Genomic DNA, 16689 nt, shown 5'->3' on the forward strand with positions numbered 1-16689 from the left:
GACGCCCCGACTGAGGGCCTTGGCCATTCTTGCCGGCTGAGAACATCGTGGCGTCAAATCGGGTAAAGCGGCGTTAAATTCGAGCCATCGCGATCCATCGCCAATACGGCATCCGTGTGAGGCTGGGGGGCAACCATCACCCCGGCTTCAGCTGCAGCACATCCACCCACCAGGACCCTCATCGACCATGGACGACTTACGGTTCCGCGTTCCCCAGTTCCACGAGGCCTTGGCCTCATTGCCGCCCACGCCAACCACTTTCACCGCTGACGACGAGTCGTACTGGTCCGCCGTGCGGCGCCTGTATGCGGTGTCCAACCAGCCGGTGAATCTGGAAAACGGCTTCTGGGGCACCATGGCGGAACCGGTCAAGGCGATGTTTCATCACTGGATCGACCGGGTCAATCACGAGAACACCCTGCTGATCCGGCCCCACTGGCCGCAGCTGCTGCAAGGGCTGCGCCGCACCGTGGCAGACGCACTCGGCTGCGGAGAAGACGAGATCGAGCTCACGCGCGGCGCCTCCGAAGCCATGCAGGCCTTGATCGGCGGCTACAACCGGCTGCAGCCTGGTGACGAGGTGATGTATGCCGATCTGGACTACCCCGCCATGCGTGATGCGATGCAGTGGCTGCGCGTTCGTCGCGGTGCGGTGCCGGTGGAAATTTCGATTCCCGAGCCCGCCACCCGCCAGGCCGTGCTCGACACCTACGCACAGGCCCTGCGCCAACACCCACGGACACGGCTGGTGCTGCTCAGCCATGTCTGCTTCGGGACGGGCCTGGTGATGCCGGTGCGCGAGATCGGCGCCCTGGCCAAAGCCGCAGGTGCTGATGTCATCGTGGACGCCGCCCATTCCTGGGGCCAGATGGATTTCTCCATTGCCGATCTGGACGTGCCCTATGCGGCATTCAACCTTCACAAGTGGATCGGTGCTCCGCTGGGATGCGCCTGCCTTTATGTGCGCCGAGACGCGTTGGGCGCCATCGACCCCTTCATGGGGGACCAGACCTACCCGGCGGACGATATCCGCTCGCGGGTGCACGTCGGCACGCCCAACTTCGCCGCATGGTTGACCATTCCCTCCGCCCTGGAACTGCATCAACGCATCGGTGCGCGCCAGAAGGCGTTACGCCTGCGCAAGCTGCGGGACGCCTGGGTCGGTCCGGCACGGGAGATGGCCGGCATCGACATCCAGACACCGGATGACCCCACCATGGTGGCTGGCATCTCGTCGTTCCGGCTGCGCGGCCATGAGAGCTCGCAGGCGTGCAAGGCCATCGTCGCCACGCTGCGGGATGTTCATGGCGTCCATACCGTGCATCGGGACGGTGCTGCGAAGGGGAGTGTCGTGCGGGTTACGCCGGCCGTGACGACGTCGCTGGAAGACATCGAGCGGCTGCTCACCGGGCTGCGTGCCCTGCAGGGGGCGCCCGCCGCGCTCGCTACTTGAGCTTGTGATCTTCCCGCTTGGCTTCCTGCATGGCTTCGGGTTCCAGTTCCTCCGCTGATCGGTTCAGCCGGATGAACAGGCCCCAGCCGGCGAGCAGGGCGCCGACCGCCAGCACCATCACGGCGGCATGCAGCAGCAAGGAAGCATCCGCGTGAGAGGCGCGGAAGGTGGCCACCAGGGCCTCGATGGCCAGGGCCACCACAATCACCACCATGAAGCGTGAGAGGAAGCGCCGCACGCGCGTGGGGGCGCTGATGTGGGAGGTGCGGATCACCTCTTCCTCGGTGATCGTCTGCGCAATCTGAAGCGCCACCACAGCGGCGGCCAGCACCCCCATCGCCTCGATCACCAACTGGGCGGCCTCGTCGTTCAGCTCCGTGCTCAGAACGGCCCAGGTACCCTTGGCCGCGATCACCAGCAGGACCAGCGCCATGCAGACAAACAGCAGCGCCAGCGCCGCATGAATGACCGAAAACGCACGCAGGAATGTGGGCGCCTTTTCCAGGTCGTCGCCAGCGGGTTTCGGCGTTGCGGAGTGCGGAAGGTGGTTCATTCCGCCACGCTAAAGGACGCTCAAGCCTTTGAGCGTAGGACACGGCGCCGACGCGCTGACAGACGGAGCCCCGGGGCTCAACCCCCGCCACTTGCCTACGAACCCCCCGGTTGCGGCAAACTCGCAGGTGCAGACCTCAGACGAAAAAGCGGGGACCACCATGAAGGCTACCGAAAAAACTGCGCTCCTGCAGGTGCTGAAGGCCCGGTTCGAGCGCCATGCGGATCGGCACGCCGGCATCTCCTGGGCGGACGTGCAAGCCCGGCTTGACGCCCACCCCGATGCCTTGAAGTCGCTGCAGCAGATGGAGGCCACCGGCGGCGAGCCCGATGTGGTGGGCCGCGACGCGAAGACCGGCGGCATCACCTTCTACGACTGCGCCGCCGAAAGTCCGGCCGGACGCAGAAGCAGCTGCTACGACCTCGCGGCGCTGGAATCCCGCAAGGAAAACAAGCCCCAGAGCAGTGCCGTTGAGATGGCCGCCGAGATGGGTATCGAGCTGTTGACCGAAACCCAGTACCGGGAACTTCAGCAACTCGGCGAGTTCGACTTGAAGACGTCCAGCTGGATCAGCACGCCCCCGGAGGTGCGAAAGCTAGGTGGCGCGCTCTTTTGCGACAGACGCTACGAGAAGGTCTTCGTTTATCACAACGGGGCCCAGTCGTATTACGCCGGGCGAGGCTTTCGCGGGGCGCTTCGGGTCTGACCCGCTCGCAACACCGTAAGGGTGGCGCCAGGCCAACTGCCGCGACATCTGCCCCCCCGCGCCACCTGCCCCATGCCATCCGCCACGCGCCACCTGCCCGCCCTCCGTCAGAACCGGTGTTCCAGCTCGATCCATCCCTGCCGGCCATACGGGAGGTAGTAGCCGACCGAGTAGAACGGCCAGGTCGCGCTCGGGTCCTTGCGGACCTTGTCCAGCAGGTTGTTGACCGTCAGGCTCACACTGGTCCTGGGCGTGACCTGCCAGGCCGTGCTGGCATTGAAGTTCCAGTACGAGCCCAGGAAGCCCGCCTGGTCTTCCCGCACGATCTTGCCGTTGCGCTGTGCGGCCAGCACATGGGTCCAGTTGCCGATGCGCCAGTTGAGGCTGGCATTGAACCTGTTGGGCCAGTCGCCAAAGTCCGGCGTGCCCACGAGGTTGGGATTGCTGTCACCGCTGAACTGCTGGTAGCGGTAGTCGCGCACCTCCGTGTATTTGGCATTCACCGCCCAACGGCCCCAGTCCTGGGTGGTCCAGCTGTAGCGAGCGGACACGTCAAAGCCCCAGGTCGATTCGCGCGCGGCATTGATCGGGTTCACACGCACCAGCGTGACTTCGCCCGGGCGGAGCAGGGCGTCCGCCGGATTGCGCGTCACGCGGCTGATGGCGTCCACGCAGGTTGGTGACTCCGCATTCTGCACACCGGTACGGCAATCCGCTTCGTCGCGCAGCACCTGGTCCGCGCTGAGATCGGTCACCAGGTCCTCGATGCGGATCTTCCAGAGATCCAGTGAGGCATCGAAGCTGCTGGTGGGCTGCCACACCACGCCCAGGCCCCAGGACCGGCCATGTTCGGACTTGAGGTTGCTGGAGCCCGTCCGCACGAAGTTGAAGCCGGGGGAGACATCCGCGTACTCGCATTGCGCTGTCGGGATGCCCGCCTGCGCACAGCGGTAGTAATCCGTGGACGACGAGTAATAACCGCGGGTCTGTGCGGCAAAGACATAGTTCATGTCAGGCGCGCGGAAGCTGGTGGATTGCTGCGCACGCAGCAGCAGCGAATCGACCGGGCGGAACTCCAGGCCGGCGTTGTAGGTGGTGCTGGCGTCGTTGCGACCGGCGAAGTGATAACGGTCGTGGCGCGCCGCCAGGGTCGCAGTCAGTTGCTGGGTGATCGGCGTATTCAGTTCGGCGCCCAGGGCGAAGCGGTCTCGTGCGCCCCGGATGGCGGGAGACTCGACCGTGTTGTAGAACACGCCCTGGCCCAGCCTGGGGTCGTTGACGTTGCTGAAGCCCTGCTTGCCAGCTTCGGCCACCAGCGCGGCGCGCAATGGGCCGGCGGGCAGTTGCAGCCACTCGCCGCTGGCGCTGGCGCTGACCTGCTGGTTCCAGCTGTTGTTGCGGCCCTTGCTCTTGCCCAGCACGCTGTTGAATTCCTGCGCGGTCAGCGGTGTGTAGAGCCGCGCCGGGTCGGCTGCGAAGATGGGCGTGCCATCCGCCTCCGTCCCCAATTGCGGGCCCAGGAACAGTTGCTCCACACTGGCCAGCAGCCGAGGCGTGGTGGTCCGGTTGAGGTAATAGGCACTGGCGGCGGCCAGCTCGAAGTTCCAGGTCTTGGAGAGTTCCCCGCGCACGCCGACCACGACGTTGTGGGTGGCGTCCTGCCAAATGCGGTTGAAGCGGTCGATGTCGCCCAGTTCCTCCGGCGCCAGGCGCCGGCTCCAGGTCTCCAGCAGGCCGGTGTTGGCATTGCGGAAGTACCCCAGGCCCGCCGCCTGCGAGGTCCAGCTGGGGCCGCGGGTGTTGTTCTCCGTGTGCGCCCAGCCGAACTGTCCTTCGGCAAACAGCGCCAGGCCGTTGGTCAGGTCGTACTGGAGCGCAGCAGCGGCCTGCACGCTGCGGTTGCCGGTCTGCGTGGTCCAGTAGCTGGGGGATGACCGGCCACTGCCACAGTACACCCCGGTGCGGGAGGTGTAGGCCGAGGTGGATCCCTCGAACAGGCCCGCGCTGTTGTCGCAGCCGTCCACCGGGTCGATGTAGCGGCCGGTGCTGGCATTGCGGCGTCCGACCACCACGCCCGGGGCGGCACCCTGCGCGGTGGAGTCGGCCATGAAGTCCCGCTGGCGGCTCCAGATTGGCTGGCGGCCGCTGAACTCCACCCCGTAGATGCCGCTCAAACGGCCGGTCTCAAAGCCACCCGTGACCTGGGCGCGAGCGTTTTCGCCGCCGCCACGCTCGGTGGCGCCGGCGCGCAGGTTGACGGTGACGCCCTCGACATGGCGCTTCAGCACAATGTTGACCACGCCCGCAATGGCGTCCGAGCCATACACGGCGGAGGCGCCGCCGCTGAGCACCTCGATCCGGTCGATCAGCGCCGACGGGATGTTGGCGATGTTCACGAAGTTCACCGAGCCGTTGTAGGGGCTGGGGTAGTCGGCCACGCGCCGGCCGTTCACCAGCACCAGCGTGTGGTTGGGCCCCAGGCCGCGCAGGCTGATGGCATTGGCCGCCGGGGTGAAGGTGTTGCCGAAGTCCTCGCCCTGCGTGAATCCGGTGTTTTCAGTGAGCCCGGCCAGGGCGTCCGAGACGTTCCGGTAGCCCAGGCGGTCGATGTCTTCGCCCTTGAGGATGGTGACGGGGCTGGGGCCTTCGTCCCGGATGCGGGAGATGCGAGAGCCGGTGACGACCACGGGCGCCAGCGTGCCGTCTTCCGCAGCGGGCGTTGGGGTCTTGGCAGCGCTGGGCGCCGTGGCGGTTTCAGGCGGTGTAGCGGACTGGGCAGTGGCCAACACAGGCCAGGCAGCCGTCAGTGCGGCGGCCAGCGCGCTCCTGCGCAGTGCACATGCAACGATCGAGTTCAAGGGCATTCCTCAACAGCGCCGGTGGGCGGAAGCGCCGGACTCTAGGAAGCCGTGTCATGTCGGTGAAGGAAGGGTTTCTGATTTGTTTATTGCCAAGGATTAGAAGCGCCGGCCCATGCGGCTTGCGGTGGCCGGGCTGCGGTGAGGGCGGCCGCGGATGGTGCCAATATCCAACAGCCTGCCCACGGCGTCCCAACAGCCTGGATCCGCTGTTGCACCGGGGTACGCGCGTCAAGGCAACAGCGCAGTCAATGCGTCGGGTCAGACGTCCGTCGGCGGACGCTTGCGCAGCAGCCGCTCGGCCACCGCGGCCGGCCGTTGTAGCAGCGCGGATGCCTTGTCGGCCGCCACGCGCGCGGCATCCTTGGCCGCGCGGGAGGCCTGTTCCATGGCCAGGGTGCCGGTCAGCTTCACCTGGTCCGGGTCCGGCAACTGTGCCTGCGCCCATTCGGTCGCCTTGCGAGCGGCTTCCAGGGTCTGCTGTGCGGCTTCACCTGCAGACGTGCGCACTGCCTCGGCACTGGGCAACCGGTCCTGGGTCCACGCCGCCGCCTTGCGTGCGGTCATCCAGGCTTGCGTGGCCGCCTCGCCGGCACCGGCCTTGAGGGTGTCGGCATCGGGCAGCCGATCCTGTGTCCAGGTTGCGGCGCCCGAGACGGCGGTGCGGACCTGCCCGGCAGCGCCACCCGCCAGCGCCATGGCCTGGGTCCAGGCCTTGGCCAGGTCACCGGGCGGCGTGGTGCGAAGCAGCATTACGGTGGCGTCCAGTGCCTGCGTTTCCTGCAGCGACAGCGGCCCCGCCGCTTCCAGCATCGACCGGAGGAAGACCGCCAGGTCATCCACGATGGCCTGGTGATTGCAGTCCGGATTCATGCGCAGGAACTCGGCACCTTCGGCCGCGATCACGTCCAGCGAGGCATCGCCGATGCGAAGCTCCACCGCTTGGACCGCCTGCTCCACAAAGGGCCGGCCCAGGCCCCAGTCCTTGACCAGGTGGTTGATGAGAAATCGGCGTTCCTCGGTTTCGATCGCCCCATCGATCGCAGCCAGCCGCAGCGACAGCGGCGCGATGAGATCGAAGAGGGCCAGGCCCAGGGTGTCCAACGGCGTGTTGAGGTATTTGGGGATCTCGATGACGCGCTCGCCCTTGGTATTGCCCAGCAGCCGATAAAGCCCATAACAGGCGCCACCAGAGGCCAGGGCCGCAAACGCCACCCAGCCCAGCGGCGTGGCGGAGGCGCCCAGAACGGAGGCCACCATGCCGGACTTGGCCACCGCCGCGCCAGCACCCGCCGCGCCCAGGACGTCCCACACCTCGCGCGTGCGGTTGATCATGCGCAGTGAGGCGTACGCATCTTCGCCGATGGCCAGCTTGGCCTTGAACTTCAAGGGCTCGGCCACCACCTCGTGAATGCCTTCGAACGACGGGGGCGGGAGCAGGGGCAGGGTGGACATGGCGACTCCTGAGGACGTGTCAGGGTCGAGTCTAGTGGTTATGCCACCGCGTTATTCCACCCATCGATTGCGCCCTTGCCGCTTGGCCTCATAGAGGGCCGCATCCGCGCGCTCCAGGGTGCGCTCCCAGGCGTTGTGCATGCCGGGGACTGCGTGGCCGTCGGTGCTGTGGAGGCCCCCCGACCCAGCCGGTGGCGACACGTCCGGGAAGCTCGCCACGCCCAGCGATGCAGTGAGCTGCAGCAGCTCGCCGCAAGGCAGGGGGACGGGGGCTTCCCGCAGACTGTTGAGCAGCCGCTCCGCGATCACGGGCGCCTCTTCACGCCGTGCATGCCGGGCCACGATGAGGAATTCCTCCCCGCCCCAGCGCACCAGCAAGTCTTCGCCCCGCGTGGCGTCACGCAACCGGCTGGCGACTTCCACCAGCACCGCGTCGCCCATGGCGTGGCCGTAGCGGTCGTTGATCTGCTTGAAGTGGTCCACATCCAACAGGAAGAACAGCAGGTCCCGGCCCGGTGCGGTGGAGGCGTCGGCACCCATGTCCGGCTTGGGCCGCGCATGGGCGCGCAGGGATTCGGCCACGGCCTTGTCGATCACCTGCGTCAGGAATCGGCGATTGCGCAGCCCGGTGAGTGGATCGGTCAGGCTCAGTTCCTGGATGCGCTCGTTGGCCTTCTGCAGCTCCAGGTGGCGCTCGATCAGTTCGCGTTGGGCAGCTTCCAGCGCGGCGATGGCGCGGCTCAGGTCACGGTTGGTGTTCTGCAGGTCGCGCGCCCGCGCCGCTTCCTTGCGCGCCAGCTCCCGGTTGTGCTGGGCCTCGGCCAGAATGGTCTCGCTGCGGTGTCTCGCTTCCATGGCCATGCCCTGGCGCTCGGTGGCGCGGCGCTTGTCGGCGGCCAGGGCCTGCAGTGCGCCGCGCAAGGCCGCAATGGCCTCTGTTTCACGGTGACGCGATTGCAGCCGGTCTGCCAGCTCCAGCAGCAGTTCGTGGCGCTGGGCCCCTTCCAGCTGATCGTCGGAAATATTGAGGGCCCGCTCCAGCAGCGTGATGGGCTCGTCCGGCGCCACACCATAGACGCCAGCCTCCACTTGCGCTTCAGCCACGCGGGACAGACAGATGAGTGTGCGCAGCGCCTGGTCGGGATCGAGATGCGGTTGCTGCAGCGCCTTGTCCAGCAGGGCTCGTGCACGTTCCAGATCGCCGCGCGCATGCGCCACCCGGGCCAGACCGAACAGGGCGTAGGCACGGTCTTCCACCAGCTCCACATGCCGGCCATGCTGGTTGACCAGCACGAAGCCGCGTTCGGCTGCATCGATGTCACCACACTCCAGCTGCGCATCGGCCAGGGCGAGCTGGGCGTTCAGGAAATGCGTGGTGCGAGGCACGCGGGCAAGCACGGCCACGGCCTCCTGCGCGAATATGCGGGCGTGATCGGCACGGTTCTGGCGCACCAGCACCTCGGAGAACACGGACAGCGTGCAGCCCAGCGGATGCGGCCAGGCACATTGCCGGGCCATGTCCAGCCGGTAGCGCAGGCGCGCGGCGGCGGCCTCCAGGTCACCCAGCTCCATCAGCAAGGAGGCGACGTTGGCGTTGTCCAGCAGCGCGCGGCGCATCTGGCCGCATTCCTCGGAGGCCTGGATGGACAGCAACGCATGGGCCAGCGCCGCATCACAGGCGCCCTTGCTCCACTCGGTGATGAAGAGGAAGAACTGCGCCAGGGCGCGCAACGCCGGGGTGGTGGCGTTTTCGTGCACTCGTACGGAAGTGCCCCAGGCCACTGCCGCAGCCACCGCGTCCTCAAAGGCGGCAAAACACGCCAGGGCCATCTCCGCAGTCAGGGTGCGTTCCGTGTCGCCGGCCTCCTGGGCCAGCGTGGCGGAGCTGCGCATGAACTGGTTGCGAAGCCGGGCGTCGCCCAGGTCGTGCACGATGTTGGCGGCTACCCAGTCGGCGTCGGATTGACCCGCCGCATGATCCAGCGCCAGGAAACCGTCGCGCGCTTCATCGGCCAGGCTCAGGGCGGATTCATGTTCGCCACGCAGGTTGTAAGCATCCGCCAAGGCCAGTTGCAGACGCGCACGGGCATGTCGCAACTCGGTGGTGTCGCCGTGGGCCACGGCGGGGTCGCTCAGCAACTGTTCGGCGATGCGGGCGGTGTGCTGGCTGTCGAATTGGCGCAGGAACCAGGCGGCGCTGACGCGCTGCTGGAGGTCATCGCTGTCCACGGTACCAATGGCCCGGGTGAGTCCGTCGCGGTCCGTAAACCGTGGGAGGTGACAAGGAGTCTGGGGAGAAATCTGGAGCGCGATCTGGGACGCGCGGTGGGCAGGCACCGCGGCTTGATGGCGGTCTGCAACCTGAGGCACCCAGCGTGAGCCATCAAATGATCGCTCAGTTGAGGACTGGACTTGCGCAGGCGTCGCGACGGCATCGTCCCCGGCGTCCGCTTCCGGGCTGGACAGGAAACTCATGCGCGCACCCCGTGGCCTTGCAGGCTTCGCTGCATGGGTGCGACGTTCCGCGCCGCAGCCGCTGCCCGGCGGCGCTCCAGGATCTTGTTCACGTTCTCTCCCTCGTGATCAGCGCCGTGGATTGTTGTGATGGGGCGCTGACGACCTGTCTGCGCCAGGCCTGCGGCAACCATAACAAAATGTATTTACTGCAGGTATGGCGTAGAACCTGATTCCCGCAGCGTTGGTGCGAATCCACGACGTAATGCGCGAGTATCGCCATCGGTGTGCATCAAGTTGTGAGATTTTGCACGGTTGATGGGGGAGGAGCGGCGAGAGTGGGTGGTGCTGCGCTCGCGAATGTGTTGATGGGCGGTGTTACGTGTAGATACGTTCACCGCCGCGTTTGCATCAGCAGGGAGCCTGCCACTCGCGCAGCTCGGTGGCCAGAATGGTGTGGCCATCCTGGTCGGCACGGCGTGCCAGGGCTTCGGCGTTGGCATCGGTGACCAGTTCGCGGCCCAAGCCTTTGACGAGTTGTTGATACACAAAGTCGATGTCGTCGGCGGTTGCAGCGGTCTTGCCTTGTTCGGCCATGATGATCTCCTGAGGTGGTGCCCGCAAGGGAGCCTCTGCATAACGCCAGCGAGCGGGGTCAGCTCGGGCGTGAGGCGTTACGCGTTACGCGTTACGCAGAGGGCCCAGGGGCTCATGGTCTGTTTGAGCAAATGCCGTTCCCAACGGCTCGCGGCAGGGAGAAGCGCTCGGGCAACACGGCTGCGCCGGGGTGCACTGCAATGCACTGCCCCCGCCCAGCGCGATGCTGCCGCTATTTGGTCCTTGGCGCGGGCCGCCGCTCGGGCCGCTTCAGTTCACCTTGCCGCAGCAGGGCAACTGCGTCCGCCACGGTGTCCGCCACCTGCCGCACCTCCTGCTGAAGCGCTTCATCCCGGTCCAGCGTCTCATGGCTGTTGAAGTAGGGCTCGTAGTAGCCTATGTAGCGGTCCAGTTGTGACTGAGCGCCCGCATCGATCAGGCCCATCCAGTCGAGCCAGTCGCCCAGGTTGCGCCGCTGCGCCTCCACACCGGCCACATCGCCATGCACCACCAGGCCGTACACGCGGCCGTCCAGATGCTTGGGATAGTTCCAGCCCCCGGCCTCGATGGCCTTGGCCTCTGCGGCCTTTTTTCCATGGGTGGAGCTTGGGTCCGGGTTGCCGCCATCGGCGCAGACCAGCCGGTCGATCATCAGCTTCAATGCGCTGGGCGATTGATACCAGTAGGTGGGGGTGAAGAGGATCACCCCATGGGCGCTGACCCAGCGTTCATAGATGTCGTTCATCCAGTCGTGGCCCTGGCCCAGCGCGTAGTTGGGGTAGCAACTGCAGGGCCAGTGGCACAGCGGCATGGCCGTGGCCACACAGCCTTTGCAGGGATGGATGGTGCGACCGTATTCGGACGTGATCAGGCTGAGGTCCAGCACGTCGGCTTCGATGTCGCGGGCCGCGAGTTGATCCCGCGCCAGTTGCGTGAGCCGCCAGGTCTTGGACATTTCGCCCGGGCAGGTGCCGTCATTGCGATCGCTGCCACAGATCAGCAGCACGCGGGAACGGGTGGCCGGCAAGGCCCATCGGGCCTGCGCCTCGTCGAGCCGCCGCTTTGCTTCCAGCCAATCGACCGACAGATCGTAGGACGGATCCGCAAACCCTTCGCCCGCCCGCCGCGTGATCGGCGCCTTGCGCCCCTCCTTCATCGCCTCGAAGGCAATCGCTTCCAGCCGGCTCAATGCCGCGTCCTCGTGGCGAAACGCGGGATCTACGAACTGACGCATGAACCGCTCATGGAATTGCTCCCGGTTGAGGTCGGGCGGATGTTGTCCTTTGCGGATGTCGGTCATGGCGTCCTGGTGGGTGGCTATGGGGCGGGCTCCTCAGGCAATGGGCCTGCCTGCTGACCGACCCCCTTTGGATGACTGCGCCTTGGCAAAACCCATTCCAGACTGGTGCCAGGCCCGGTGCATGTTGCACCGCCTCAGCGCCCCTGCAGTCATTGCGCACCGCCAATGGGCCGAATGCGTATTAACCCTTTCCCTCATTCATGGGGGATGGGCATGCCCGACTCCGGGCTTCCCCGCAACCAGCTTGTCATGAAGCGCGCCTACGCTTCGCCCGATTCGTTCACCAACGCTTTGCGGTCAAACATATTTGTTATCGGATGACAAAGTGAAGCCGGAAACGTTTGCGCAAACACTTTCATTTGCTAACAATCATCTAGGGACGTTATTCCAATGAAATTCAAACCTGCCGTGCTGGCCATTGCGGCCTTTATCGCCACCTCCATCGCCTGCGGCGCCCATGCGCAGACCACCGTGGCGGAATGGGACTTCAATGGCGTGTATGACGCCTCGGCGGGCGGCTATCAGGGCACGACCAAACACGACCTGAGCCAGAACGGCGCCAGCATCGCCTTCCTGAGCGGCACCACCAACCTGACCACGCAGTTCGTGACGTCCACCGGCAGCAGCGACGACATCACCAACGGCAAGGCCCTCAATACCGCCACCTATGCGGCGCAAGGCACGCAGAGCGGCGTGTACGGCGTGCAGTTCGGCGTGGACACGACCGGCTACGAAAACATCGTCTTCAGTTTCGACCAGCGCAACAGCGCCACCGCCTCGGCATGGACCGAACTGCTCTACACCGTGGATGGCGAAAACTGGCTGGATGCCGCCACCTTCCAGATGACCAAGCAGGGCAGCTTCGTCAACGGCCTGAGCTTTGACTTTTCGTCCATCCTCGGCGTGGCCAACAACGAGTCCTTCGCGGTTCGGCTGGTCAGCATTTTTGCGCCTGGCACCACCAGCTATGCCGGCACCACCAGCACCTACGGCACGGGCGGCACCATCCGCTACGACATGGTGAGCTTCTTCGGCACGGAAATCGTGGCCGAGGTGCCGGTGCCGGCCGTGCCGGAGCCCGGTTCCCTGGCGCTGATGCTGGCCGGGCTGGGGGCTGTTGGCCTGATGGCTCGCCGTCGCCGTGCTGAATAAGGAGCCGCACATGAGCATGACGCAATTCCTCCTGCGGCAAGCCGGACCAGCCGTCAAGGTGAGCGGCCTGAGCATTCTGGTGCTGGCCCTGGCCGCCTGCGGCGGCGGTCGAAATTCCGAAACCACGGTGACCATCGCGTCCGCCAGCGAAGAGCGTGCCTCGGCGCTGTCGGCCGATGCGTCCGCCAAGTACCCGGACCACCATGAGTTCGATGCCGCCCTCAACGTGCCGTTCACCGGTGCGGAGGCGACCGGTGCGCGCAACTTCACCGTCAGCCTGGATTACGTGGGCGCCCCTGCGGGCACGCTGCTGGCCTGGCGCGTGGAACTGCGCAATGCGGCCGGGACGGTGGTGAAGACCTGGACCGGCGTTGAAACCTACGCGGGCGACGTCAAGACGCAGAAGCTCGAATGGAGCGGCCCCGGCGACACCAGCAACAGTGGCATCTACAGCGCCACGCTGGTCGCCGTCAGCGCGGCCGCCGGCACCAAGCTGACGAGCGAAGGCAGCGACGCGCAATTCAAGGAAATCCTGGCCAGCGCCGCGACCTCCAGTCACGGCCCGCACGGCCCGGTGACCCAGAGCTGGAACTTCGCGGTCGGCAAGCCGGCTTCCATCGCCATGGGCACCCTGCGGCCGTTGGCGGTGGGACGCACCGGCGAGGCGGACCAGCGCGTACGCGCCCTGGCGGCCTCCGTCAGTGCCGGCAGCTGGCCCTACACCGTGTACTACGGCAGCTTCCACGGCCAGACCAATGATTCCGACGGCGGTGGCGCCATCGGCAGCTGCAGCTCTTCGCAGCCTGCGCAGACGGGCGCCTACGGCCCGGACGCGGCCTTCCCCTATGCCAAGGGCGTGGGCCTGGACTTCTTTGCCAACACCGACCACAACCACTACTTCGACGGCTCGTCCGGGACCAACACCGCGGGCAGCGCCACCACGGCCAAGGCGCGCTACCAGCGCGGCCTGACCATCGCGTCGGACTACACCGCAGCCAACCCCGGCTTCCTGGCCCTTTACGGCATGGAGTGGGGCGTCATCAGCAATGGCGGTCACCTCAACATCTTCAACAGCAACGAGCTGTTCTCGTGGGAATACAACGCCAGCAGCGAGCTGTTCGGCGACCGCTACATCGCCAAGAGCGACTACGCGACCCTGTATTCGGTGATGCGGGCTCAGGGCCTGGTGGGCCAGTTCAACCATCCGGACGACACCGGCCAGTTCATCATCAACGGTACCGACATGGCCTACAGCGCCGATGGTGACGAGGTCATGGTGATGTCCGAGGTGATGAACACCTCTGCGTTCTCCGCCAACACCACCGAAACGGAAACCTCGCGCAGTTCCTACGAGACCGCCTGGAAGAAGTTGCTGGAACGTGGCTTCCACGTGGCGCCCGCCACCAACCAGGACAACCACTGCGCCAACTGGGGTGCCAGCTACACGAACCGCACGGCAGTGCTCGTCCCGACCGGTACGGCGCTGAGCAAGGCGAGTCTGGTGGATGCGCTGAAGGCGCGTCGTGTCTTCGCCACCATGGACAAGTACTCGCAGCTGATCTTCAGCGCCAACGGCAAGATCATGGGCGAGCGGTTCGACAACAGCGGTTCGGTGAGCCTGAACGTCGGCTTCTACAACCCGAACGGCCGCACGGTGGTGTCGACGGAGATCTGGGAAGGCGTGCCGGGCCGCAACGGCACCGTGACGCTGCTGACCACCGCCGCCACGGCCACCATCACCCCGGCCAATGGCAAGCACTTCTACTACGCCAAGGCCACGCAGGATGACGGCAAGGTGCTGTGGTCCGCGCCGATCTGGGTGAACCAAGGGGTGCAGGGCGGCGACACCACGCCGCCGACGGTGAGTGCGGCCGTGTCGGGCACCTCCGGCACCATCACCTTCAGCGCCGCCGCGGCGGACGACGTGGGGGTGACCAAGGTCGAGTTCTGGCTGGATGGCGTGTTGAAGGACACCGTGACCACCTCGCCCTACACGCTGGCGGTCAACTCCGCACTGCTGGCCAACGGCAGCCACAACCTCGTGGCCAAGGCGTATGACGCGGCGGGCAACACCACCACGTCCACCGCGGTGACCTTCAGCGTCAGCAACGCAGTGAATGCCGGTGATGAGGTGGAGCCCAATGGCACCATCGCCACCGCCAATGCGGTCGGCACCCGCAGCTCGATCTCGGGCTACATCAGCACGGCCACCGACAAGGACTATTACAAGGTCACGCTGGCGGCCAACCAGCGCCTGCGGGTGGACATGACCGGCCCGGCCACCAGCGGTGTGGACTATGACCTCTATGTGGTGAGCAGCACCGGTGCCGGCCTGGCCCGCTCCGAAGGCGGCACCAGCGCAGAATCGCTGACCTATCAAAACGGCACGACGGCGCAGACGGTCTACATCAAGGTGCAGGCGTATGCCGGCTCCAGCGCGACACAGACCTACACGCTGACGATCAGCTACCCCTGATTGCCAAGGCGATGGCGCACGCGGCGCCCCAACGCGAAGCGGCCCCGAGGGGCCGCTTTTTTTTCTGCCTGTGCACTCGTCGGGCGAGGCCCCGACCAGTGTCAGTGCTTCGAGCCGACCGATCTTGATGTCGTCACGCTGTCCGGCGACGGGCGGGCGGGGATCGAATCAGCCGGTTCCCAACCGCCGCCCAAGGCCATGAACAACTGCACCTGCTCGTCGATCAAGGTGGCTTCGGAGGCGGCCAGCGTGGCGTCGCTCCCCGCCAGCGCCCGGTCGGCATCCAGCGCGTCCAGATAACCTACCTTGCCGGCCTTGTAGAGCCGGCGGGCCTGGTCCGCCACCACGGCAGCCGCGTCGCGCGAGCGCTGCAGCGCAGCCCGGCGGTCCAGTTCGCGGGCGTACTGGTTCAGTGCGGTCTCGGTCTCGCGCAGCGCGTTCAGCACCACGCCGTCAAAGCGTGCCGCGCTCTGGCGCGTGGACGCCTCCGCCTGGGCGATGCGGGCGTTGGCCACGCCATTGTTCGGCAAGGTCCAGGAGATCAGCGGGCCAATGCCAAAGCTCAGCGACTCGCTCCGCCCGAAGCGCGAAAAGCTGCTGGGGCCCGACCCGGCGTTGAGGCCGAGGCTGATCTTGGGATAACGATCGGCAATGGCCACGCCGATGTGGGCGGTGGCGGCATGCAGTTCGCGCTCGGCCTGGCGGATGTCTGGCCGGCGTCGCAGCAGCGCCGCGCCATCCCCCACAGGGATCGTGCCGGCCAGACGCGGCGGCTCATGGCACTCCGCCAACTCGCGCGGGAAGTCCTCCGGCAGTTCGCCGGTCAGGGTGGCCAGGCGGTAGAGCGCCGACTGGCGCTGGGCCAGTAGCGGCGGGAGCGCGGCCTGCAACTGCGCCAGCTGGCTGCGCGCCCGCGACGCATCCATCTCGCCGACGCGGCCCGCCTGCTGCAGTTTCTCGGTCAGATCAAGTGCCTGGCGCTGCAGTTCCACCGATTGGCGCGCCGTCTCCAGCCGTTGGCCGGTGGCGCAGGCTTCAGCGTAGGCACGCGTGGTACCCGCAGCCACATTGACCTTCACCAGGTCCAGCGCCGCCGCCGCCGCTTCCGTGCTGGCCTGCGAGGACTCGATGGCGCGGCGGATCTGGCCATACAGATCCAGTTGATAGGAGACACCCACACCAGCGGAATAACGGAAGGTATCCGGCGGCACATAGTTCTGCTTGATCATCGACGTGCCGGACGGATGGCCGTAATACGGCGATGCGTTCACGCCGATGGTCGGCTTCTCGGCGCCGGACACCTCGGTCTCCAGGGCCTGCACGCGCTCCAGATTGGCGGCCGCCTGGCGCAGGTCGGTGTTGTGGGCGAGCGCCTTCTCGACCAGGGCATCCAGGCGCGAATCGTTGAACAGGCGCCACCAGTGGGGTGGCAGCGGTTCGGCCACAAACGGTGCACCGCCGGCGTCGGCGGCAGCCTTGGTCTGTTCCAGGAAGGGTTCTGCCGCACGCGGCTTCAGGGCCACGGCGTTGGCGGGCACCTGGTAGTTCGGGCCCTTCGGTGCGGTGGAGCAGGCGGCCAGACCCACAGCGAGGGCCATGGCCGACCAGCGCAGCACCCGGCGCATCGAGGGCGACGAGCGAGATGAGGAAGATGCGGAAGAGGGGCGTGATGCTGTCTTCATGGC

General features: G+C 66.4%; 11 protein-coding genes. 4 read left to right on the forward strand and 7 right to left on the reverse strand.

Features of this window, described 5'->3' with window-relative positions:
• The first annotated feature begins 187 nt into the window (after window positions 1-187).
• Complete coding sequence (locus BMY53_RS09750) at window positions 188-1453, forward strand: aminotransferase class V-fold PLP-dependent enzyme (RefSeq protein ID WP_092946046.1); 1266 nt, start codon at window positions 188-190, stop codon at window positions 1451-1453.
• Here BMY53_RS09750 and BMY53_RS09755 read toward each other — a convergent pair.
• A complete protein-coding gene (locus tag BMY53_RS09755; protein ID WP_404947865.1) occupies window positions 1446-2006 on the reverse strand; it encodes a hypothetical protein in 561 nt (186 codons plus the stop codon). The two genes, BMY53_RS09750 and BMY53_RS09755, sit on opposite strands and share 8 nt — an antisense overlap.
• A 160-nt stretch (window positions 2007-2166) precedes the next feature.
• Between BMY53_RS09755 and BMY53_RS09760 the strand changes: the two genes are divergently transcribed.
• The gene (locus BMY53_RS09760) at window positions 2167-2712 is read left to right on the forward strand and encodes a DUF4256 domain-containing protein (protein ID WP_092946048.1); all 546 of its coding nucleotides are present in this window, start codon (window positions 2167-2169) and stop codon (window positions 2710-2712) included.
• Window positions 2713-2819: 107 nt separating this feature from the next.
• Here BMY53_RS09760 and BMY53_RS09765 read toward each other — a convergent pair whose 3' ends face one another.
• From BMY53_RS09765 to BMY53_RS09785, 5 genes are all read right to left on the reverse strand, one after another.
• Entirely contained in the window at window positions 2820-5570 is a 2751-nt protein-coding gene (locus BMY53_RS09765; protein ID WP_255370124.1) for a TonB-dependent receptor plug domain-containing protein, read from the reverse strand.
• Window positions 5571-5831: 261 nt separating this feature from the next.
• Window positions 5832-7025: a hypothetical protein gene (locus tag BMY53_RS09770; RefSeq protein WP_092946050.1), complete on the reverse strand. Its 1194-nt coding sequence runs from the start codon at window positions 7023-7025 to the stop codon at window positions 5832-5834.
• A 51-nt stretch (window positions 7026-7076) separates the two neighbouring features.
• Window positions 7077-9254 carry a diguanylate cyclase gene (locus BMY53_RS09775; RefSeq protein ID WP_177200810.1) on the reverse strand — a complete coding sequence of 726 codons (2178 nt, stop codon included), beginning with the start codon at window positions 9252-9254 and terminating at the stop codon, window positions 7077-7079.
• A gap of 636 nt (window positions 9255-9890) precedes the next feature.
• Window positions 9891-10076: a hypothetical protein gene (locus BMY53_RS09780; RefSeq protein WP_092946054.1), complete on the reverse strand. Its 186-nt coding sequence runs from the start codon at window positions 10074-10076 to the stop codon at window positions 9891-9893.
• Window positions 10077-10308: 232 nt separating this feature from the next.
• A complete protein-coding gene (locus tag BMY53_RS09785; protein ID WP_092946056.1) occupies window positions 10309-11376 on the reverse strand; it encodes a flavodoxin family protein in 1068 nt (355 codons plus the stop codon).
• Window positions 11377-11766: 390 nt separating this feature from the next.
• On the opposite strand from BMY53_RS09785, the gene BMY53_RS09790 reads away from it, so the two are divergent.
• Window positions 11767-12528 carry a PEP-CTERM sorting domain-containing protein gene (locus tag BMY53_RS09790; RefSeq protein ID WP_092946058.1) on the forward strand — a complete coding sequence of 254 codons (762 nt, stop codon included), beginning with the start codon at window positions 11767-11769 and terminating at the stop codon, window positions 12526-12528.
• 10 nt (window positions 12529-12538) lie between these two features.
• The gene (locus BMY53_RS09795) at window positions 12539-15004 is read left to right on the forward strand and encodes a CehA/McbA family metallohydrolase (protein WP_177200811.1); all 2466 of its coding nucleotides are present in this window, start codon (window positions 12539-12541) and stop codon (window positions 15002-15004) included.
• 101 nt (window positions 15005-15105) lie between these two features.
• Here the strand turns inward: BMY53_RS09795 and BMY53_RS09800 are convergent, their stop codons facing one another.
• Complete coding sequence (locus BMY53_RS09800; RefSeq protein ID WP_092946060.1) at window positions 15106-16629, reverse strand: efflux transporter outer membrane subunit; 1524 nt, start codon at window positions 16627-16629, stop codon at window positions 15106-15108.
• Window positions 16630-16689 lie beyond the last annotated feature (60 nt).

The sequence above is a fragment of the Roseateles sp. YR242 genome (genome assembly GCF_900109745.1).
GTDB lineage: Bacteria > Pseudomonadota > Gammaproteobacteria > Burkholderiales > Burkholderiaceae_C > Roseateles.